Source organism: Rathayibacter sp. KR2-224 (genome assembly GCF_049446075.1).
Classification (GTDB): domain Bacteria; phylum Actinomycetota; class Actinomycetes; order Actinomycetales; family Microbacteriaceae; genus Humibacter.
Genome location: NZ_JBMSEB010000003.1, coordinates 22049 through 41356, shown reverse-complemented (window position 1 = coordinate 41356; position 19308 = coordinate 22049). Strand labels below are relative to the sequence as shown.

Here is a 19308-nt window from a genome sequence, read left to right as displayed (position 1 = left end):
TAAGCCTCGATCGGCTGTAAGCCTCGTACAGCGACATGCGGCTGTAACAGGACGGGCGTAGCGTCGCTTGGCATGGACGGCGTGACGGTGCGCCAGGCGACGCCTGGCGACGCGCGCTTCCTGAGCGAGATGCTCGTGGAGGCGGCGAACTGGACAGCGCTTCCCGAGCGCTCGCGCGTCGCAGTTCTCGACGACCCGAGGGTCTCGCGCTACATCGCAGGCTGGCAGAGGCCGGGCGACATGGGCCTTGTCGCCACAGACGAGAACGGCTCTCCGATCGGTGCCTGCTGGGTGCGGCTCTTTCCAGCCGACCACCCGGGTTCCGGTTTCGTCGCCGTCGGCGTTCCTGAACTCACGCTCGGAGTGAAGCCGCCTTGGCGGGCGCAGGGTGTCGGACGCTTGCTCTTGCAGACCTTGCACGCGGAGGCCGCAAGGGCCGGGCACAACCGGGTGAGCCTCAGCGTGGATCGCGCCAACCACGCCAAGCGGCTCTACGTGAGCGAGGGCTACACGGTGGTGTCGTCAGGAGACCGCGCCGACGTCATGGTGCGTGTCCTGCCCTGAGCACCGTGGCGTCGTATGGCGCACCATCTGGGAGACACCCCTCGCTGCTCCCGGGTGAAGACGGATGCCGCCGCTACCGTTGACGCATGGCCACGAGCACCAAGTCGACGTCGCGCGCCCGCGCGCGGGGCACGTCGGCCACGCGCACGCCCTCGCGTCAGACGGCGACCCAGAAGACGAAGGTCCTGCCGGCGGCGGAGCCCGAGCGCGGAATCCTCGCCAAGGCATGGCTGGGACTCGCGCACGTCGTGGGTGGAGCGGCGCGTGCGTTCGGACCGGAGAAGCTCGCGAAAGAGGAACGACGCGACGGTCTGCCGTTCTTCATCATCCTGTTGGCCGTCGCGGGAGCCGTGGTCGAGTGGTTCCTGATCGATAACGCGGTCGCCCAGCAGCTCGACGCGTGGACGTTCGGCGGGCTTTTCGGCCGCGTCGCGTTCGGGCTTCCCGTCGTGATGCTGCTGCTCGCGGTCTGGCTGTTCCGGCATCCGGCGTCCGTGCACGACAACACCCGCATCGGAATCGGACTGGCCCTGCTGCTCGTGACGGTGTCGGCGTTGTGCGAGATCTTCTCCGCCCGCCCGCAGCCCAGCGACGGCATCGCCGAACTCGCGAAGGCGGGCGGAGTGATCGGCTGGATGGTCGGTGCGCCGTTGGTGGCCGTCGCGACGCCCTTCGGCGCGGCCGCCATCGTCATCGTCGTGCTGGCTCTCAGTGTGCTGATCATCACGAAGACGCCGCCGAACCGTATCGGTCGACGGTTGGGCGAACTGTACTCGTACCTGTTCGGTGCGCAGACGACAGAGGGCGCCGAGGGCGACGAGGCCGAGCCGGACGAGCGGGCCGGCCGCAAGTCGAAACGAGGCAAGGACTCGGCCGACGACGAACCGGCCGAGGCAGACGAGAACATGCCGTGGTGGCGGCGCAACAAGAGCGGCCGCGAGGAAGACCCTGAGTTCGAGCCGGCGGTCACATCGTTCACCGAGGTGCTCGGCGGCGACGCTGCTGGCGGCTTCGACACGGCCCTCGAGCAGGTGCCGCAGGACTACAAGACCGAGGTGCTGGCCGATCTCAAGGATGCCGAGAACGCGGTGAGCAGGTTCACGGGTGATCTCGCGAGGGCGGGCAAGCATCCGACGGGACTGCGCGACGACACGGCGACGGCAGTGCTCCCGGGGTTCGGCGGGCTGTCGGAAGACGACTTCGACGAGGCGGCCGCGGAGGCCGCGCGACCGCTGGAATCGGTGCCGGACGCGCCGTACGTGCTGCCCGCGGCATCCACACTGTCCGCAGGGACGCCGGCGAAGACGCGCTCGGCAGCGAACGACGAGGTGGTAGCGGCCATCACCTCCGTGCTCGACCAGTTCCAGGTGGATGCCCGAGTGACGGGATTCTCGCGCGGACCGACAGTCACGCAGTACGAGATCGAACTCGGCCCTGGCGTCAAGGTGGAGCGCGTCACGGCGCTCAGCAAGAACCTCTCGTATGCCGTGGCCTCCAACGAGGTGCGCATCCTCTCGCCGATCCCGGGCAAGAGCGCGATCGGTGTCGAGATTCCGAATTCCGACCGTGAGATCGTGTCGCTCGGCGACGTGTTGCGCTCTGCCGCGGCCATGAACAGCCACCACCCCATGACCATCGGGGTCGGCAAGGATGTCGGCGGCGGATTCGTCGTGGCGAACCTCGCCAAGATGCCGCACCTCCTGGTGGCAGGCTCCACCGGGTCAGGTAAGTCCATCTTCGTGAACACTCTCATCACGAGCCTGCTGATGCGTGCGAAGCCCAGCGACGTGCGCATGGTGCTCATCGACCCGAAGCGCGTCGAGCTCTCCGTCTACGCAGGTGTTCCGCACCTCATCACGCCCATCATCACGAGCCCCAAGAAAGCGGCGGAAGCGCTGCAATGGGTCGTCAAAGAGATGGACATGCGGTACGACGACCTGGCGAGCTTCGGCTTCAGGCACATCGACGACTTCAACAAGGCCGTGCGCAACGACGAGATCGTTCTGCCGCAGGGGAGCGAGCGCAAGCTCAAGCCCTACCCGTATTTGCTCGTCGTCGTCGACGAGCTCGCCGATCTCATGATGGTGGCGCCACGCGACGTCGAGGACTCCATCGTCCGCATCACGCAGCTCGCGCGGGCATCCGGAATCCATCTCGTGCTCGCAACGCAGCGACCGTCGGTGGATGTCGTAACGGGGCTCATCAAGGCGAATGTGCCTTCGCGCCTCGCATTCGCCGTGGCGAGCGTCACCGACTCGCGAGTCATCCTCGACCAGCCCGGCGCGGACAAGCTGATCGGACAGGGTGACGGGCTGTTCCTGCCCATGGGCGCGTCAAAGGCCATTCGCGTGCAGGGTGCATACGTCGCCGAGAGCGAGATCCAGCGTGTCGTCGAGCACGTCACCAGTCAGGCTCGGCCTGAGTATCGGCAGGATGTCGCGGCCGGCCCGGAGAAGAAGCAGATCGACTCCGATATCGGCGACGACCTCGAGCTGCTTCTCGCGGCGGCCGAGCTCGTGGTGTCGAGCCAGTTCGGCTCGACGTCGATGCTGCAGCGCAAGCTGAGGGTCGGCTTCGCCAAGGCGGGTCGTCTGATGGACCTGCTGGAGTCGCGCGATATCGTCGGGCCGTCGGAGGGGTCCAAGGCCCGCGATGTGCTGGTCACGCCCGAGCAGCTGCCTCAGGTGATGGCAAGGCTGCGCGGCGACGACGGGGGACAGGCATCCGCTGCTCCGCCGGCACCGGCAGGGGGAGGCGGCGGCCAGGGCGGACAGGCCCCGCAAGCCCCTGACGGGACGGATCAGCGTTACGACAACGATCCCGTCGGGCGGCAGTTCGCCGACCTCGAGGAGACCGACGGCGATTCCGACGAGGATGCCTGGGGCCTGACCGGCCGCGATTGACGCCACCCCGTCACGCGGGGTGGTCCCGGCCGCCGCAACCCGGGGAAACGGTGGGCGCCGCCACCGTAGGCTTGGTGCATGACCGATCCCGGCCGCGCTTCAACGCCGACCGCACCAGGCAACTTCAATCTGCCGAACCTCATCACCGTTGCGCGCATCGTGCTCGCTCCGGTCTTCTTCTGGCTGCTGCTCTGGGATGCCGGTGCTGACGGTGTCCTGCGTTGGGTCGCGGCGGCCATCTTCATCATCGCCATCGCGACCGACGGTGTGGACGGCGCCATCGCGCGACGGCGTGGCCTCGTCACCGACCTGGGCAAGATCCTCGATCCGATCGCCGACAAGCTGCTCACCTCCGGGGCTCTCGTCTGCCTGTCGATCCTTGGAGAGCTGTGGTGGTGGGTGACGATCGTCATCGTTGTGCGCGAGGTGGGCATCACCGTCTGGCGCATGGTCGAGCTCTCGCGCGGCAACGTGGTGCCGGCCGGACGCGGCGGCAAGCTCAAGACGGTGGCGCAGGCTGTGGCCATATCGTTCGCGCTCGCGCCGGTCTGGACGGTCCTCGGCGACTGGATCTTCTGGCTCAACTGGGCGCTCATGGGGATAGCGCTCGTGCTCACCGTGTGGTCGGGAGTCGACTACATGTGGCAGGCGTACCGGTTGCGGCGCAGTCTCTCCGGGAGACGGGAATGACCATGGCGGGGGCTTCCGCCGATCCGACCGCTGACCTGATCGGGCGCCTCACGGCCGAGCATCTGACGATCGCCGTTGCCGAGTCGCTCACGGGTGGCGCGCTGACAGCGGAGCTGACCAGGCCGGCAGGCGCCTCCGCTGTGGTGCTCGGGGGTGTGGTGGTGTACGCCACCGAGCTCAAGCGCTCGCTCGTCGGCGTGGATGCCGGGCTCCTGGCCGAGCATGGGCCCGTGCATCCCGAGGTGGCGAGGCAGCTGGCCCGCGGCGTGCGGACCGCCCTCGCGGTCGACGGTCGAGCGGCGAGCATCGGTGTTGCGACGACCGGCGTCGCCGGGCCGGACCCGCAGAGCGGGCGCTCACCGGGCACAGTCTTCGTCGGCCTGTCGTACGGCGACACCGATGAGGCGATCGAACTCTCGCTGCAGGGCACGAGGGCGCAGATCAGATCGAGGTCGGTCGAGGCGGCCGTGCAGGCTCTCGTCGAGCGCTTCCTGCGGACCGACCCGCCTCGCGCGGCGGCGACCCCGTCGGAATAGCGGGGGTTTCGAGTTGGTTACACAAGACGTATTCCCAACCAAACCCCAGTCATCGATGGTTAGAGTTCAGGGACTGGATGCACATAGCGTTAGGCATCCTGAGCGTCCGATCGAAGGTTGTGGCAGGAGAGAAAAGGAGGCTCCAATGATTCTTGTACGTCAAGAAATCGGCGACGTGCTACGGGACTTCCGCCTGCAGAAGGGGCGCACTCTTCGTCAGGTCGCGAGCCGGGCGAGTGTTGCTCTCGGTTATCTGAGCGAGGTCGAGCGAGGCCAGAAAGAAGCGTCGAGCGAGATCCTCGCTTCCGTGGCCGAGGCTCTCGACACACCGATCTCCGTGATCATGCGCGAGGTCGGCGATCGGCTGGCCGTGCTCGAGGGCATCGACCAGGTCATCCCAGACACCGTGCCCGACGAGTTCGTCGCGGCGCTGGATGCCGATCTCGTCACTCGGTGACGCGCTAGCACTTCGACACATCGTGATGCCCCGCCTCGGCGGGGCATCACGCATTTGTGCGTGCCGCAGCAACGGCGGATGAGCAGGCGAGCAGAGACCGGGCAACGGAACGGATGCGCGCCAGCCGCTTTATGCTGTCGCGGTGCGTGCGAGCGAATTCCGACGGGCCATGGCCACTGAGTTCGGAGAACAGTACGGCCGGGCGCTGCTGCGAGACCTTGTCATCGACAAGCTCGGCCACCGTACGGGTGACCAGGCGTTGGCCGCCGGCGTGCCAGAACGCGAGGTGTGGCTCGCGTTGTGCGAGGCGATGGAAGTGCCAGTCGAGCGCCGGCACGGAGTCGGTCTTCCGGAGCCGCGCCGTCGCTGATCCGTTCTCGTGAGCGCGCGACACACCCCAGAACATACGAAGACATGTTCGGTTGTTGGTACTCTGAGGTCACAGACCTTCTCGAAGCGAGTTATCCACTTCGCGCCCACCGAACACAACCGATGTCGCAGGTGCGCCGTACCGTACGAACAGCGATTAACGCTCGACTGTTCCGGCGAAAGGAAGCCACACATGCCCACCCCAGCAGACCGCGAAAAGGCACTCGAGACCGCCCTCGCGCAGATCGACCGCCAGTTCGGCAAGGGCTCGGTCATGCGACTGGGCAGCGACGAGCGCGCACCGGTAGAGGTAGTTCCGACCGGGTCGATCGCTCTCGATGTCGCACTGGGCATCGGAGGACTGCCGCGAGGTCGCATCGTGGAGATCTACGGACCAGAGTCGTCGGGTAAGACGACCCTGACCCTGCACGCGATCGCCAACGCGCAGAAGGGGGGTGGCATCGCCGCGTTCATCGATGCCGAGCACGCCCTCGACCCCGAGTACGCGAAGAAGCTGGGCGTCGACATCGACTCGCTCCTGGTCTCACAGCCCGACACGGGGGAGCAGGCGCTGGAGATCGCCGACATGCTCGTGCGCAGCGGCTCGATCGATCTCATCGTCATCGACTCGGTCGCGGCGCTCGTGCCGCGAGCGGAGATCGAGGGTGAGATGGGCGACTCGCACGTCGGCCTGCAGGCACGCCTCATGTCCCAGGCGCTGCGCAAGCTGACCGGAGCTCTGAACCAGACCAACACCACCATGATCTTCATCAACCAGCTGCGTGAGAAGGTGGGCGTCTTCTTCGGTAGCCCGGAGACCACCTCAGGTGGCAAGGCGCTGAAGTTCTACGCGTCGGTGCGGCTCGACATCCGCCGTATCGAGACGCTGAAAGACGGCACGGAGGCCGTGGGAAACCGAACCCGTGTCAAGGTCGTCAAGAACAAGATGGCGCCGCCCTTCAAGCAGGCCGAGTTCGACATCCTGTACGGCGTCGGCATCTCCCGCGAGGGCAGTCTGCTCGACTTCGGCGTTGAGCACGGGATCGTCAAGAAGTCCGGCGCTTGGTACACGTACGAGGGCGACCAGTTGGGTCAGGGCAAGGAGAACTCTCGCAACTTCCTGATCGACAACCCTGACATCGCAGCGGAGATCGAGCGCAAGATCCTGGTCAAGCTCGGTGTCGTCGCCGACCCGAACGCGGAAGCGGAGACTTCGAACGTCGAGCCCATCGCGCCGAAGATCGCTCAGCGCAAGGGCGCCTGACCGAGACGAGGGCACGATGGTGGTGCAGTTCCCTCCTGCCGGGTCCGGCGGAGATACACGCGATCGATCTGCGGGTCGGTCCGACGAACGAGGTGACACGCGCCGTCGACTCCGGTCTCAACATCCTTCGGCCGGTGCCGGTGCCGGCGCCGGTGCGGATGCGGAGTCCCACGTCGCCCCGGTGACGTATCTGCCTGGCGCTCAGCCGTCTCCTGCTGCGGAAGAGGCGCTGGCACGCGTCCGCGCCGTCCCGCGCCAGCGAGTCGATGCTGACGAGCCGAGCGAGCCTAGGCAGAGCGATCGCAAGGCGACGCGTGCCAACAACGTCGCGATCCACCAGCTCGCGCGCCGCGGCATGTCGCGCTGGGAACTCGAACAGGTGCTGGCCAAGCGCGAGGTCGACGAGCGCACGGCGGCCGCCGAGCTCGACCGGCTGGAGAGTGTCGGCCTGGTCGACGACGCGGCACTCGCGGTGTCCATGGTGTACGCCTTGCACACCCGCAAGGGGGCCGGGCGCGCCGTCATCGAACTCGAGTTGCGCAGACGGCACCTCGACGAAGGAATCATCGCCGACGCGATGGCCGAACTCGACGGCGATGACGAGCTCGAGCGAGCAACGGAACTGGCGGTCTCCAGGGCACGTCAAATGAGTTCGTTGGACTACGACGTGGCCGTACGTCGGCTCAGCGCATTCCTAGCGCGCAAGGGATACGACGGCAGCGTGATCCGTGCCGCCGTCGGTACCGCCCTTGAAGGGCATCCGCGGAACGGCTCCGCCAGCGGTCACGGAGTCAGGTTCCGCTGAGTCGGCTTCGACTGAGCGAGCACGCTGAGCATGATCCACGCGAACGTAGACTAGTGCGCACTATGAGCATCGCCGACCGAATCCGTCCCAGTTCGGCGCCGGCGTCGATCTCGGTCTCGGATGCCGCCATCGACACCGACGGCCGCGTTCGCACCTACGAGGTGCGCACTTTCGGCTGTCAGATGAACGTGCACGATTCCGAGCGACTGAGCGGATCGCTGGAGGCAGCCGGGTACGTGCCAGCATCCGGCGCCGAAGCCGACGTCGTGGTCATCAACACGTGCGCCGTTCGCGAGAACGCCGACAACAAGCTGTACGGCAACCTCGGCCACCTCGCCTCCGTCAAACGCCGGCACGCCGGCATGCAGATCGCCGTCGGCGGCTGCCTAGCGCAGAAGGACAAGAACGTCATTCTCGAGAAGGCGCCCTGGGTCGACGTCGTGTTCGGCACCCACAACATGGGCTCGCTGCCGAATCTCCTCGAACGCGCAAGGCACAATCACGAAGCGCAGGTGGAGATCCTCGATGCGCTCGAGACGTTCCCGTCCACGCTCCCGACGAAGCGAGACTCCACTTACAGCGGCTGGGTGTCGATCTCGGTCGGCTGCAACAACACGTGCACCTTCTGCATCGTGCCCTCGCTCAGGGGCAAGGAGAACGACCGGCGACCGGGCGAGGTTCTCGCCGAGATCCAGTCCCTCGTCGACGACGGAGCGATCGAGGTCACGCTGCTCGGCCAGAACGTGAACTCCTACGGCGTCGATTTCGGCGACCGCCTCGCGTTCGGCAAACTGCTGCGGGCTGCGGGCGAGATCGACGGGCTGGAGCGCATCCGCTTCACCTCCCCGCACCCCGCCGCGTTCACCGACGACGTCATCGACGCGATGGCCGAGACTCCCGCCGTGATGCCCCAACTGCACATGCCGCTTCAGTCCGGCTCCGACCGCATCCTTCGCGCCATGCGACGCAGCTACCGGTCCGCGAAGTTCCTCGGCATCCTCGACCGAGTGCGCGCTCGCGTCCCTGATGCGGCGATCAGCACAGACATCATCGTCGGCTTCCCGGGCGAGACCGAAGAGGACTTCCAGGAGACTCTGCGTGTCGTCGAAGAGGCGCGATTCGCGTCTGCTTTCACCTTCCAGTACTCCGCGCGACCGGGAACACCCGCGGCCACGATGTCCGGCCAGGTGCCGAAAGAGGTCGTGCAGGAACGGTACGAGCGTCTCATCGCGCTTCAGGAGCAGATCGGGCTCGAAGAGAGCGAGAAACTCGTCGGGCGTGAGGTTCAGGTGCTCGTCTCTACCGGCGAGGGCAAGAAAGACGCCGAAACGCATCGCATGAGCGGCCGCGCCGAAGACAGCAGGCTCGTGCACTTCGAGATCCCGGTGGGGTCCGAGACGCCGCGCCCGGGTGATGTCGTGACCGTCCGAGTCACTCACGCGGCGCCGTTCCACCTCCTGGCGGATGCGGCCGAAGGCGAACCCCTACGAGTGCGCCGCACGCGAGCCGGCGACGCGTGGGACCGAGCAGAGGCCGAGTCGTGCGCGGTCCCCACGCACAGCACGGCAGGGGGAGGCGAGGGGCGGGTGTCACTCGGGCTTCCCATTCTTCGCTCGCGTCTGGAGCCGGGCACTGCGGCCGGACCTACGACACCTATCTACGACCCGGGCGACGGCGAGCGGTGACCCGTCCGGAACGGACGTGACCGGCACTCGGGAGCAACCAAGCGGACCGGCCACGCAGCCCTATCTCGCGATCGTCGGCGCAACCGGAACGGGTAAGAGCGACCTCGCAGTGGACGTTGCGCTCGCGCTGGCGGCACGAGGCGTCCGCGCGGAGATCGTGGGCGCCGATGCCATGCAGTTCTACCGCGGCATGGACATCGGAACCGCGAAGTTGCCGATGGCCGAGCGGCGAGGCGTCCCCCACCACCTGATCGACGTGCTCGAGGTGACCGAAGAAGCAACGGTCGCCTGGTACCAGCCGTTGGCGCGCGCGACGATCGAAGAGATCAGGTCGCGAGGGGCGGTACCGATCCTGGTCGGTGGATCCGGACTATACGTCTCGGCGGTGCTCTACGACTTCGAGTTTCCCGGCAGGGACGCAACAGTGCGAGCCCGCCTTGAGCAGGAGGCTGAAGCATCCGGTGTGCGACCGCTGCTGGAGCGGCTGCGGATGCTCGACCCGGCCACCGCGGAACGTGTCGATCCCGCCAACGCGCGCCGGGTCATCCGCGCCCTCGAGATCGCCGAACTGCGCGAGCAGGGTCACGGTGCGGCATTGCCCCAAGAGCCCGTTCCCTGGTCACCGGTGGTCGTGATCGGGCTGAGCGTGCCAAGGGAGCGACTTGTCGAGCGGTTGGATGCCCGCGTCGAGCGGATGTGGGCGAGCGGGCTTCTCGACGAGGTGCGTGGTCTCATCGCACAGGGTCTGGAGCGGGGGGTGACCGCCTCGCGGGCCATCGGATACGCGCAGGCGGTCGCGCAGTTGCGGGGAGAACTATCGCAGAACGACGCGATCGAGCAGACGAAGCGGCTCACTCGTCGGTATGCCAGGCGTCAGGTGTCGTGGTTCAAGCGATACCCGGAACTCGAGTGGCTGGACGCATCCGGGCTGGACGCATCCGGGCTGGACGCATCCGGGCTCGACGTATCCGGGCTCGAGGCATCAACGCTGGCTGCTGCTGAACTCGACGGGTCTGCAGCCGCTGAGGCAACCCGCTCGAGCACACGGGAAGGGTTGACCGCTGCGGCACTGGATAGGCTTGCGCGGTGACCACACTCTCCTTCAGCAAGGGGCACGGGGCAGGGAACGACTTCGTGCTCTTCTCCGATCCCGACGGTGCTGTCGAGCTCACAGCTGCTCAGATCGCGTTGATCTGCGACCGCCACTTCGGTGTCGGAGCAGATGGGATCATCCGCGCCGTGCGGTCATCCGCGATTCCGGAGGGTGGGCTCGCGCTGTCCGAAGATCCGACGGCCGAGTGGTTCATGGACTACCACAACGCAGACGGCACACCGGCAGAGATGTGCGGCAACGGCATCCGGGTGTTCACCCGCTACCTCATCGACGGCGGTCTGGCAGAGTTGCGGCCTGGTCAGTCCCTCCCGATCGCCACACGGGCAGGCGTGCGTGATGTGCAGCAGAGCGGCACAGGATTCCAGGTCGACCTCGGGCGCTGGCAGCTGACCGGCGACGACCCTCTCGTGCGAGCCAAAGACCTCGGTATCGCCCGTCCTGGCCTCGGCATCGACGTCGGCAATCCTCATGTCGTAGTGGCCCTGGCGGACGACGACGAGCTCGATCGCATCGACCTCGGACCCATGCCGATCCTCGACCCGCCGCCCGTGAACGGCGCGAACGTGGAATTCGTCGTGCCGTTCGAGCCGCTCGTCGACGACGGGGTCGGGCGAATCCGCATGCGGGTGCACGAACGCGGCAGCGGCGAGACGCTCGCCTGCGGCACCGGCACCGCGGCGGCCGCCCTCGCCACCCGGTACTGGGCAGGCGATGGGGCGCCGGACAACTGGAAGGTGCGCACACCGGGCGGCACCCTTGGCGTGCGGATGTTCCCTGCCGAAGACGGCGAACACGTCGCGCTCTCCGGCCCGGCCGAGCTCGTCTACGACGGGGAGCTCACGGTCGGCTAGCGAATGGCGCCGGGTCGTGCGCGTGCTGGTCAGGCGCCGGCGCGGTGCACGTGCAGCACGCGATATCCCTTGCTCGAGGATGCCCGCCGAACACGCAGCTCGTCGCTCAACGCCGTCTCCAGCCAGCGCTGCAGCGAATCGGAGCCGAGGTTGCGTTGAACGACGAGCCAGGCATCCGCATCGACGGCCAGGCGCGGCAGCCATTGCAGCAGCAGATCGTGGAGCTCGGATTTGCCGATGCGAATGGGAGGATTCGACCAGATCGCCGCGAACGAGACGGCATCGGGAACATCCTCGGGAACCACGGCGTTGACATTGGAGAGGCCGAGCGACTCGGCGTTGCGACGCACGACATCCAGTGCCCGCTCGTTGACGTCGACCGCCCACACGGTTGCCTCGGGAGACTCGAGAGCGAGCGTCAGCGCGACCGGTCCCCAGCCGCAGCCGAGGTCGAGGAGATCCCCGGTCGCGGGTGCAGCGGGTGCATCTGCGAGGAGCACCTGAGTACCGGCGTCGATGCGATCTGGACTGAAGATGCCAGCAGCTGTGACGAGTTCCAGCTCGCGGCCGGCAAGGCGTACTCGGAGGGGATGAATCTTGGCGTCGCCGCCGGGTCGTGACGTGAAGTAGTGCTCGCCGCTGGCCATACCAAGGACGGTACCGGAGGCCGGCACCGACTCGAACACACGCGAAGACGGAACCAGACACGAAGACCAACAGAGAACGGAACGACAGAACGCTGAAACAGGAACAGCAGCACGAACCGAGAACGGCCGAGACGCAGACGTCGTCGGTGGAGAGAACTATGGTGGACCACACGATGACGCATACCGACAGCGAACTGCACGGCCGACGCGGCGACGCGTTCGAAGAAGAGAACCGGGCCGTCGAGCCGCAAGAAGCTGACGACGAGACGGGCGCCGCTGTCGACGCAGCGGGCGACGACGTCGTGGCCAGGGTGCTCGCACGCGCCGAGCAGGCGTCAGCACGAACAACGATCTTCGGGCAGGGCGCCCAAGCCCTGCAGAACGCCGCTGCCGACGGGCATGACTCCGACGGGGAGCAGTTCGACCGCGAGGAGCGCGCCGCTCTGCGCCGCGTCTCCGGACTCTCCACGGAGCTCGAAGACGTCACGGAGGTGGAGTACCGGCAGCTGCGACTGGAGAACGTCGTGCTGATCGGCGTGTACTCCGCGGGAACGCTGGCGGATGCCGAGAACTCGCTCCGGGAACTGGCTGCACTCGCCGAGACCGCAGGTGCCGTCGTGCTCGATGGACTACTGCAGCGTCGCCCGCACCCGGACCCCAGCACGTATCTGGGGAGCGGCAAGGCTCAGGAACTTCACGACGTCGTGGCCGCGCTCGGCGCCGACACCGTGATCGCCGACACCGAGTTGGCGCCCAGCCAGCGGCGTGCGCTTGAAGACGTGGTGAAGGTGAAGGTGATCGACCGCACCGCCGTCATTCTCGACATCTTCAGCCAGCACGCGAAGAGTCGCGAGGGCAAGGCGCAGGTGGAGCTTGCGCAGCTCGAGTATCTGTTGCCGAGGCTTCGTGGTTGGGGTGAGTCGATGAGCCGCCAGGCGGGTGGCCAGGTCGGCGGAGCCGGTTCGGGTATGGGCAGCCGTGGCCCGGGTGAGACGAAGATCGAGCTCGACCGCAGGCGCATCCATTCGCGCATGGCCAAGCTGCGCAGGCAGATCAAGGACTTCAAGCCGGCACGTGAGGCCAAGCGGGCCAACCGTCGCCGCAACAGCGTGCCATCGGTGGCCATCGCGGGCTATACCAACGCCGGCAAGTCAAGCCTGCTCAACCGCATCACGAAGGCAGGCGTTCTCGTCGAGAACGCGCTCTTCGCCACGCTCGATGCCACTGTTCGTCGTTCCATCACGGCGGATGGGCGCCTGTACACCCTCGTCGATACGGTGGGATTCGTCCGGAACCTGCCGCACCAGCTCGTCGAGGCCTTCCGTTCCACGTTGGAAGAGGTGGCGGACGCGGACGTGATCGTGCACGTCGTGGATGCCTCGCACCCAGATCCTGCAGCGCAACTTGCGACCGTGCGGGACGTGATCGGCGACGTCGGTGGGCGGCATCTGCCCGAGCTGGTCGTCTTCAACAAGTCCGACCTGATCGACGAGGGCCGCAAGCTCGAGCTGCGCGGCATCGAACCTGCGGCGATCTTCGCCTCAGCGCGCACGGGTGAGGGAATCGACGAGGTGCTCGCCGCGATCGCACGGATGATGCCAGATCGTTCCGTCGAGATCGACGTGCTGATCCCCTACGACAGGGGAGATCTGGTCTCGGCGTTGCACGAACGCGGACGCGTCGTGAACACGGCATACGAGCCGGAGGGAACGCGCGTCACGGCGAAAGTCGCGCCCGAGTTCGTGCCGGTGTTCGAGGCGTTCCGCGCCGAGCATGCCCTGCTTACCGCTCCCTGAGCGACCGTGTTGTAGTGCGGCGTAATACGTCGCATCCGTTGTCGAGCGGCCTTGGTACTGTTGGGGCATTGTTCGTCGAGCCGTGCCGCACGGCAGGTTCGACTGGAGCGACAGCCGAGCCCGGCACCCGCCCCGAACCGTAGATACGATGGCCGCGATCGCGCGGTCGTACACACTGCGGTGCGGATGCCATCGGCCACGACATGCCATCGCCGCGCCGCCCGACGAGGGAGCCTGCCATGAGCGCACAGCATGCCGGCGGCGGCACCGCGCCCTCAGTAGGCGTGACATCGTCGGGCGACGCCGTCGGACCGTGTCCTGCAGGCACTCCGTTCTCGTTCGAGCTGTACCCGCCTCGGAATGAGGCGGCGGCCCGTGCCCTGCCGCGCACGATCGAGCGCCTCGCCGCCGTCGGGCCGCGCTTCATCTCGGTTACTTACGGCGCCGGTGGCTCGTCTCACGCGTCGTCTCTCGACGTTGTGAAGCACATCACCCAGACGACATCCGTGCCTGCCATGGCGCACCTCACCTGCGTCGGGTCATCCCACGAGCAGGCCGGCCGAATGATCCGCGAGTTCCTGGCTGCCGGCGTCACCCGGTTCCTCGCAGTGCGCGGCGATCCGCCGGCCGGTGCAGCTGCGGACGAACCGCTCGGGGATCTCCACAGCGCCTCGGAGCTCGTGCAGTTGATCCACCGCATTCAGGCGGAGCACGCCCCGTATCGGGAGATCCCCGTGCCCGGGATGACGGGGGTGAGCGCTGTCGGCAGGCGTGAGAGGGTCACGATCGCCGTCGCCGCATACCTGAACGGGCATCCGCGTTCGCGTTCGATCGAGCAGGACATCGACACCCTGCTTGCCAAACAGGCGCAAGGCGCGAACCTGGCGATCACCCAGTTGTTCTTCCACGCCGAGGACTACTTCTCGTTCGTGGACCGAGCACGCCGGGCGGGCGTCACCCTGCCGATCCTGCCCGCGATCATGCCCGTCACCTCGCCTGCGCGGCTCCGTCGCATTCTCGAACTGAACGGCGAGGACCTGCCGAGTGACCTCAGCATCCGCCTCGAGGTGGAACCCACCGACGAGGGTAGACGGGAGATCGGCATCGAGCACTCCGCGCACCTCACCCAGCGGCTCGTCGCGGGCGGAGCCCCAGGCATCCATCTCTGCACGTTCAACCAGCCGCAGACATCGCTCGCCGTGCTCGAGCGGTGCGGCCTGATCGACTCCTCCGCGCTCGACGACGACGCTGCCATGCAGACATCCGCCGAACGAGCGGCGACGACTTCCACACTCAACCAGCAGGCCAGCAAGCAGAAGGAACACGCATGACCTCCTCCACTTTTCCGACCGGCACGATCATCGGCTACCCGCGCATCGGTCGCCGGCGAGAGCTCAAGAAGGCCGTCGAGGCGTTCTGGGCGGGAACCACGACCGCCGACGAGCTCGAGGCGACAGCCGCAGAGCTGCGTCGGGCCACGCGTGCCCGACTCGCCGACCTGGGGCTCGACAAGGCGGCCTCAGCCATCCCTGAGACCTTCAGCTACTACGACCAGGTGCTCGACGCCGCCGTCACGGTAGGCGCGGTGCCCGCTCGGTTCGCTGCGCTGCAGGATGCCTCCGGCGCGGTCGACCTCGCCGGCTACTTCACGATCGCCCGCGGCGCAGGCGAGGACGCACCGCTCGAGATGACGAAATGGTTCGACTCGAACTACCACTACCTGGTGCCGGAGATCGGACCAGAGACCGAGTTCCGGCTCGCGTCGGACCGCATCGTTCGCGAGTTCGAGGAGGCCAAGGCAGACGGTTACCTGACCCGCCCGGTCATCGTCGGCCCGGTCACGTTCCTCGCGTTGAGCAAGGCCGCCGACGGTGCTCATGACGCGTTCCGTCCGCTGTCGCGACTGGCCGAACTGCTTCCCGTGTACGTGCAACTCCTGGCCAGGCTGAAGGCCGCGGGCGCGGAATGGGTGCAGCTGGACGAACCGGCCCTCGTGAGCGAGAGCCTCGACGACGCACGCGCTGACGTGCTTGCCGCGGCCAGGCAGGCGTACGACGTGCTGGGCGCCGGATCGGATCGCCCTAGCCTGTTCGTCGCCGCCCCGTACGGCAGCCTCGACGACGCACTGCCCGTGCTCGCAGCAACGCCGGTGGAGGTGATCTCTCTCGACCTCGTGCGCGGAAACATCCCTTCGGTGCAGGATGCCGACACGAAGGCCGCGCTGCGCACAAAGACCCTCGTTGGTGGTGTCATCGACGGCCACAACGTGTGGCGGGGTGACCTCGAGGCCGCGTTCGGCAAGCTCGAATCGCTCCTGGCGCTTTCACCGAACCTGGCGGCATCGACGTCCACGTCGTTGCTGCACGTGCCGCACGATGTGGATGACGAACCGGCGCTCGACGCGCGCCTCAAGTCGTGGCTCGCGTTCGCCGACCAGAAGGTCGGCCAGGTTGCCACGCTGGCTCGTGGCCTGGAGGACGGGCACGAGGAGATCCAGGAGGAACTGGCACAGGCATCCGCTGCCCTCGCCGACCGGGCGAGTGCACCCGGCGTGCGTGACGGCGCCGTGCGCGTGCGGGCGGCCGCCCTGGCGGAGACCGACTTCCAGCGCGGCGACTACGAGCGCCGTCTCGCGGCACAGGACGCCGCCCTCGGCCTTCCCCTGCTGCCCACGACCACCATCGGCTCGTTCCCGCAGACGAGCGACATCCGCCGTGCCAGGGCACAGTTCGCCAAGGGCATCATCACCGAGGCGGAGTACCTCGGGCTCATGCAGGCGGAGATCAAGCGCGTCGTCGACCTGCAGGAGGAGATCGGCATCGACGTCATCGTGCACGGCGAGCCAGAGCGCAACGACATGGTGCAGTACTTCGCCGAGAACCTCGACGGCTTCGCGGTCACGCAGAACGGCTGGGTGCAGTCGTACGGCAGCAGGTGCACGCGTCCGTCGATCCTGTGGGGAGACGTCTCCCGGCCCAAGCCCATCACCGTCGACTGGTCGACCTACACCCAGTCGCTCACCGACAAGCCGGTGAAGGGCATGCTCACCGGTCCCGTGACGATCCTGGCGTGGTCGTTCGTGCGCGACGACCAGCCGCTCGGCGAAACCGCAAGGCAGGTGGCTCTGGCGCTGCGCGACGAGATCGCCGACCTGGAGGCGGCGGGCATCAGCATCGTGCAGGTCGACGAGCCCGCTCTGCGCGAACTGCTCCCGCTCAAGAAGAAGGATCAGCCGGACTACCTCGATTGGTCCGTCGGTTCGTTCCGTCTCGCCACGAGCGGCGTGGGCGACGCCACGCAGATCCACACCCACCTGTGCTACTCGGAATTCGGCGTGGTCATCGACGCGATCCGCAATCTGGATGCCGACGTGACGAGCATCGAGGCGGCGCGCAGCCGCATGGAGGTCGTCGACGACATCAAGGCCAGTGGGTTCGATCACGGCATCGGACCCGGGGTGTACGACATCCACTCGCCGCGGGTTCCGTCTGTTGCCGAGGTGACAGAGCTGCTCGAGAAGGCGCTTGCAGGCATCCCGCAGCGGCAGGTATGGGTGAACCCGGACTGCGGCCTCAAGACCAGGGGCTACGACGAGACGGTCGCATCGCTTCGCAACATCATCGAGGCGACTCGGGCGGTACGCGAGAAGCAGCCGGCGTAGCGAAGGCACGGCTGTGGCAGGTGATCGCCTGCCACAGCCGTGACCTGAACCGAAGACGGATGCCTATCCGCGTGTCGCGAGAAAGCCGTCCAGTTTCGCGAACGTGCGGCGCCACCCCTCGGCGTAACCGTGCTGGGACACACCGCGCAGGTCGCCGTGCACGAATCGCATCGCGGTGCCCGTGCCTTCGTCGGCGAAGGCGACCGTCACGCGCGATGTGATGCCCGGCTCACTCTTCCACGACCACGTGAAATCGAGCAGCGCTGGCGCCTGCACGGTGAGATAGCTCCCGCTGCAGGTGTGCCTGTCACCGTCGGGATCGGTGAACGAGATCTCGAAGCGGCCGCCCGGCCTCACGTCGAGCGCCGCCGAGGTGACGACGCCGCCGGGTTGCGAGCCCCACCACGCACTCACGGATTCGTGGTGGGTCCAGGCGTTCCAGACGCGTTCGCGGGGAGCGTCGAAATGATGCTCGAGCTCTACGGACGTAACGGGTTCTTCGGTCATCAGACGGCTCGAAGCACCGCCACCACCTTGCCGACCACCTCGGCGAAGTCGCCGAGAATCGGCTCATAGGCGGAGTTGCGGGGGAGCAGCCAAGTGTGCCCGTCACGCTGACGGAACACCTTGACCGTGGCCTCGCCGTCGAGCATGGCCGCGACGATGTCGCCGTTCTCGGCGGTCTTCTGCTGACGCACTACGACCCAGTCGCCGTCGAGGATGGCGGCGTCGAGCATCGACTCGCCCTGCACCTTCAGCATGAAGAGTTCACCATTCCCGACCAACTGACGGGGCAGTGGGAACACCTCTTCCACCTGTTGCTCCGCGGTGATGGGTACTCCCGCCGCGATGCGTCCCACCATGGGAACCATGGTCGCGTCGCCGACCGGGATGGATGTCTCGAAGTCGGTCACCGACTCGGTGCGGCCCGTGCTCTCCGGAAGGTCGATCAGCACCTCGAGGGCGCGAGGACGGTTGGGGTCGCGCCGCAGGTATCCGCTCAGCTCGAGCTGGCTCAACTGGTGGGCGACGCTCGAGAGCGAGGCGAGGCCCACGGCGTCGCCGATCTCGCGCATGCTCGGCGGATATCCGCGCTGGCTCACGGACCGCTGGATGACCTCGAGGATGGACCGCTGCTTGTCGCTGAGGTTCTTGCGTCGCCTGGTACGCGGCTTGTCAGTCGCCGCACGCCTCTGGCTGGCGCTTGCGCCGGGGTCGGCAGTGGAAGCCGCGGCCGGAACGTCGTCTACGTCGGTCAACGTGCAGGTCCTCTCCTCGTCGGCGACGCGCGCCGTCTTCTTGAGCCACACGCTGGACTGCGGGCGGCGGTTCGTTTCAAGCCTCCGAGTGTCGCATCGGATGCCTTCGGGAGGGAATGTCGGTGGCTCATGTTCAACTTTTCCCAACGATCGAAACTCTATCTGCCTTTCAGTACGTATCGGCGGTTTTGTTCGAGCGTGTTGACAAAAGAATCGAACAACATCCGAACATACGAGTTGAATTTCTGGTCATTCGAAGATAGGTTCGGAACAAGGGTTCGAGAAGGAAGGGAACCGGCCATGACGACCATCGCACTCGGGCACACCGCCGCAAGGCCTGCTGCTTCCCGCCGAGCCGAAACAGCACAGGCATCGCGCACGGCGACACGTACGCGATTGACGCGCCGTGGCCGTGTGGTGCTCGCTGCACTCATCGTGCTCCCGCTGCTCGTAGGCGGTGCAGCGTTCGCCGCGAGCGGTGCGGCGATGGCGGGGAGCGAGGCGTCGTCCTCGTCGTTCCGGCACCTCACCGTTCAGCCGGGGGACTCACTATGGAGCATCGCTGAAGAGGTGGCTCCGCGGAGCGACCCGCGCGACGTCGTGGCTGCGTTCATCGATCTCAACGGTCTGTCGTCCAGCCTCGTACAGGCGGGACAGCAGCTCGCCGTTCCGCACGAGTTCGACCGCAGCGGCAAGTGATCGACTCG

Annotated in this window: 18 protein-coding genes; 15 read left to right on the top strand and 3 right to left on the bottom strand. The window is 67.0% G+C overall.

The window, feature by feature from the left end:
* Window positions 1-72: 72 nt before the first annotated feature.
* The 11 genes from ACO2Q7_RS15175 to dapF all read left to right on the top strand — a co-directional run bounded on the left by ACO2Q7_RS15175 (window position 73) and on the right by dapF (window position 11238).
* Window positions 73-564 carry a GNAT family N-acetyltransferase gene (locus ACO2Q7_RS15175; RefSeq protein WP_423356554.1) on the top strand — a complete coding sequence of 164 codons (492 nt, stop codon included), beginning with the start codon at window positions 73-75 and terminating at the stop codon, window positions 562-564.
* A gap of 86 nt (window positions 565-650) precedes the next feature.
* A complete protein-coding gene (locus tag ACO2Q7_RS15170; protein ID WP_423356553.1) occupies window positions 651-3467 on the top strand; it encodes a DNA translocase FtsK 4TM domain-containing protein in 2817 nt (938 codons plus the stop codon).
* 78 nt (window positions 3468-3545) lie between these two features.
* Window positions 3546-4157, top strand: coding sequence for a CDP-diacylglycerol--glycerol-3-phosphate 3-phosphatidyltransferase (gene pgsA, locus ACO2Q7_RS15165; RefSeq protein ID WP_423356552.1), 612 nt, complete (start codon window positions 3546-3548; stop codon window positions 4155-4157).
* A gap of 2 nt (window positions 4158-4159) precedes the next feature.
* Window positions 4160-4693: a CinA family protein gene (locus tag ACO2Q7_RS15160; protein ID WP_423356551.1), complete on the top strand. Its 534-nt coding sequence runs from the start codon at window positions 4160-4162 to the stop codon at window positions 4691-4693.
* Between the two features lie 145 nt (window positions 4694-4838).
* Complete coding sequence (locus tag ACO2Q7_RS15155) at window positions 4839-5150, top strand: helix-turn-helix domain-containing protein (protein WP_423356550.1); 312 nt, start codon at window positions 4839-4841, stop codon at window positions 5148-5150.
* 142 nt (window positions 5151-5292) lie between these two features.
* Window positions 5293-5520, top strand: coding sequence for a DUF3046 domain-containing protein (locus tag ACO2Q7_RS15150; RefSeq protein ID WP_423356549.1), 228 nt, complete (start codon window positions 5293-5295; stop codon window positions 5518-5520).
* A gap of 192 nt (window positions 5521-5712) precedes the next feature.
* Complete coding sequence (gene recA, locus ACO2Q7_RS15145) at window positions 5713-6783, top strand: recombinase RecA (RefSeq protein ID WP_423356548.1); 1071 nt, start codon at window positions 5713-5715, stop codon at window positions 6781-6783.
* A gap of 181 nt (window positions 6784-6964) precedes the next feature.
* Complete coding sequence (locus ACO2Q7_RS15140; protein ID WP_423356547.1) at window positions 6965-7588, top strand: regulatory protein RecX; 624 nt, start codon at window positions 6965-6967, stop codon at window positions 7586-7588.
* Window positions 7589-7650: 62 nt separating this feature from the next.
* Window positions 7651-9273, top strand: a complete 1623-nt coding sequence (gene miaB / locus ACO2Q7_RS15135; protein ID WP_423356546.1) for a tRNA (N6-isopentenyl adenosine(37)-C2)-methylthiotransferase MiaB — start codon at window positions 7651-7653, stop codon at window positions 9271-9273.
* A 16-nt stretch (window positions 9274-9289) separates the two neighbouring features.
* Complete coding sequence (miaA, locus tag ACO2Q7_RS15130; protein WP_423356545.1) at window positions 9290-10363, top strand: tRNA (adenosine(37)-N6)-dimethylallyltransferase MiaA; 1074 nt, start codon at window positions 9290-9292, stop codon at window positions 10361-10363.
* Window positions 10360-11238 (top strand): diaminopimelate epimerase, encoded by an 879-nt coding sequence (dapF, locus tag ACO2Q7_RS15125; RefSeq protein ID WP_423356544.1) that lies wholly within the window; start codon window positions 10360-10362, stop codon window positions 11236-11238. Before miaA ends, dapF begins: the two co-directional genes overlap by 4 nt.
* A 29-nt stretch (window positions 11239-11267) precedes the next feature.
* Here dapF and ACO2Q7_RS15120 read toward each other — a convergent pair whose 3' ends face one another.
* Window positions 11268-11885 (bottom strand): class I SAM-dependent methyltransferase, encoded by a 618-nt coding sequence (locus ACO2Q7_RS15120; RefSeq protein WP_423356543.1) that lies wholly within the window; start codon window positions 11883-11885, stop codon window positions 11268-11270.
* A 173-nt stretch (window positions 11886-12058) separates the two neighbouring features.
* On the opposite strand from ACO2Q7_RS15120, the gene hflX reads away from it, so the two are divergent.
* The 3 genes from hflX to metE all read left to right on the top strand — a co-directional run bounded on the left by hflX (window position 12059) and on the right by metE (window position 17342).
* Window positions 12059-13681, top strand: a complete 1623-nt coding sequence (gene hflX / locus ACO2Q7_RS15115) for a GTPase HflX (RefSeq protein WP_423356542.1) — start codon at window positions 12059-12061, stop codon at window positions 13679-13681.
* Window positions 13682-13920: 239 nt separating this feature from the next.
* On the top strand, window positions 13921-15012 hold the full coding sequence (locus ACO2Q7_RS15110; RefSeq protein WP_423356541.1) for a methylenetetrahydrofolate reductase: 1092 nt from the start codon (window positions 13921-13923) through the stop codon (window positions 15010-15012).
* Window positions 15009-17342, top strand: a complete 2334-nt coding sequence (metE, locus tag ACO2Q7_RS15105; protein WP_423356540.1) for a 5-methyltetrahydropteroyltriglutamate--homocysteine S-methyltransferase — start codon at window positions 15009-15011, stop codon at window positions 17340-17342. The genes ACO2Q7_RS15110 and metE overlap by 4 nt, the downstream gene beginning before the upstream one ends.
* 63 nt (window positions 17343-17405) lie before the next feature.
* On the opposite strand, the gene ACO2Q7_RS15100 is transcribed toward metE, so the two are convergent.
* The gene (locus ACO2Q7_RS15100) at window positions 17406-17849 is read right to left on the bottom strand and encodes an SRPBCC family protein (protein ID WP_423356539.1); all 444 of its coding nucleotides are present in this window, start codon (window positions 17847-17849) and stop codon (window positions 17406-17408) included.
* Window positions 17849-18469, bottom strand: a complete 621-nt coding sequence (lexA, locus tag ACO2Q7_RS15095) for a transcriptional repressor LexA (RefSeq protein WP_423356911.1) — start codon at window positions 18467-18469, stop codon at window positions 17849-17851. Before lexA ends, ACO2Q7_RS15100 begins: the two co-directional genes overlap by 1 nt.
* A gap of 432 nt (window positions 18470-18901) precedes the next feature.
* Here lexA and ACO2Q7_RS15090 point away from each other — a divergent pair, with 432 nt between their 5' ends.
* The gene (locus tag ACO2Q7_RS15090; RefSeq protein WP_423356538.1) at window positions 18902-19300 is read left to right on the top strand and encodes a LysM peptidoglycan-binding domain-containing protein; all 399 of its coding nucleotides are present in this window, start codon (window positions 18902-18904) and stop codon (window positions 19298-19300) included.
* Window positions 19301-19308: the final 8 nt, after the last annotated feature.

Coding starts and splice junctions, on each gene's coding strand:
- ACO2Q7_RS15175 (WP_423356554.1), top strand. CDS start 73: ATGGACGGCGTGACGGTGCGCCAGGCGACGCCTGGCGACGCGCGCTTC.
- ACO2Q7_RS15170 (WP_423356553.1), top strand. CDS start 651: ATGGCCACGAGCACCAAGTCGACGTCGCGCGCCCGCGCGCGGGGCACG.
- pgsA (WP_423356552.1), top strand. CDS start 3,546: ATGACCGATCCCGGCCGCGCTTCAACGCCGACCGCACCAGGCAACTTC.
- ACO2Q7_RS15160 (WP_423356551.1), top strand. CDS start 4,160: ATGGCGGGGGCTTCCGCCGATCCGACCGCTGACCTGATCGGGCGCCTC.
- ACO2Q7_RS15155 (WP_423356550.1), top strand. CDS start 4,839: ATGATTCTTGTACGTCAAGAAATCGGCGACGTGCTACGGGACTTCCGC.
- recA (WP_423356548.1), top strand. CDS start 5,713: ATGCCCACCCCAGCAGACCGCGAAAAGGCACTCGAGACCGCCCTCGCG.
- miaB (WP_423356546.1), top strand. CDS start 7,651: ATGAGCATCGCCGACCGAATCCGTCCCAGTTCGGCGCCGGCGTCGATC.
- ACO2Q7_RS15120 (WP_423356543.1), bottom strand. CDS start 11,885: ATGGCCAGCGGCGAGCACTACTTCACGTCACGACCCGGCGGCGACGCC.
- hflX (WP_423356542.1), top strand. CDS start 12,059: ATGACGCATACCGACAGCGAACTGCACGGCCGACGCGGCGACGCGTTC.
- ACO2Q7_RS15110 (WP_423356541.1), top strand. CDS start 13,921: ATGAGCGCACAGCATGCCGGCGGCGGCACCGCGCCCTCAGTAGGCGTG.
- metE (WP_423356540.1), top strand. CDS start 15,009: ATGACCTCCTCCACTTTTCCGACCGGCACGATCATCGGCTACCCGCGC.
- ACO2Q7_RS15100 (WP_423356539.1), bottom strand. CDS start 17,849: ATGACCGAAGAACCCGTTACGTCCGTAGAGCTCGAGCATCATTTCGAC.
- ACO2Q7_RS15090 (WP_423356538.1), top strand. CDS start 18,902: ATGACGACCATCGCACTCGGGCACACCGCCGCAAGGCCTGCTGCTTCC.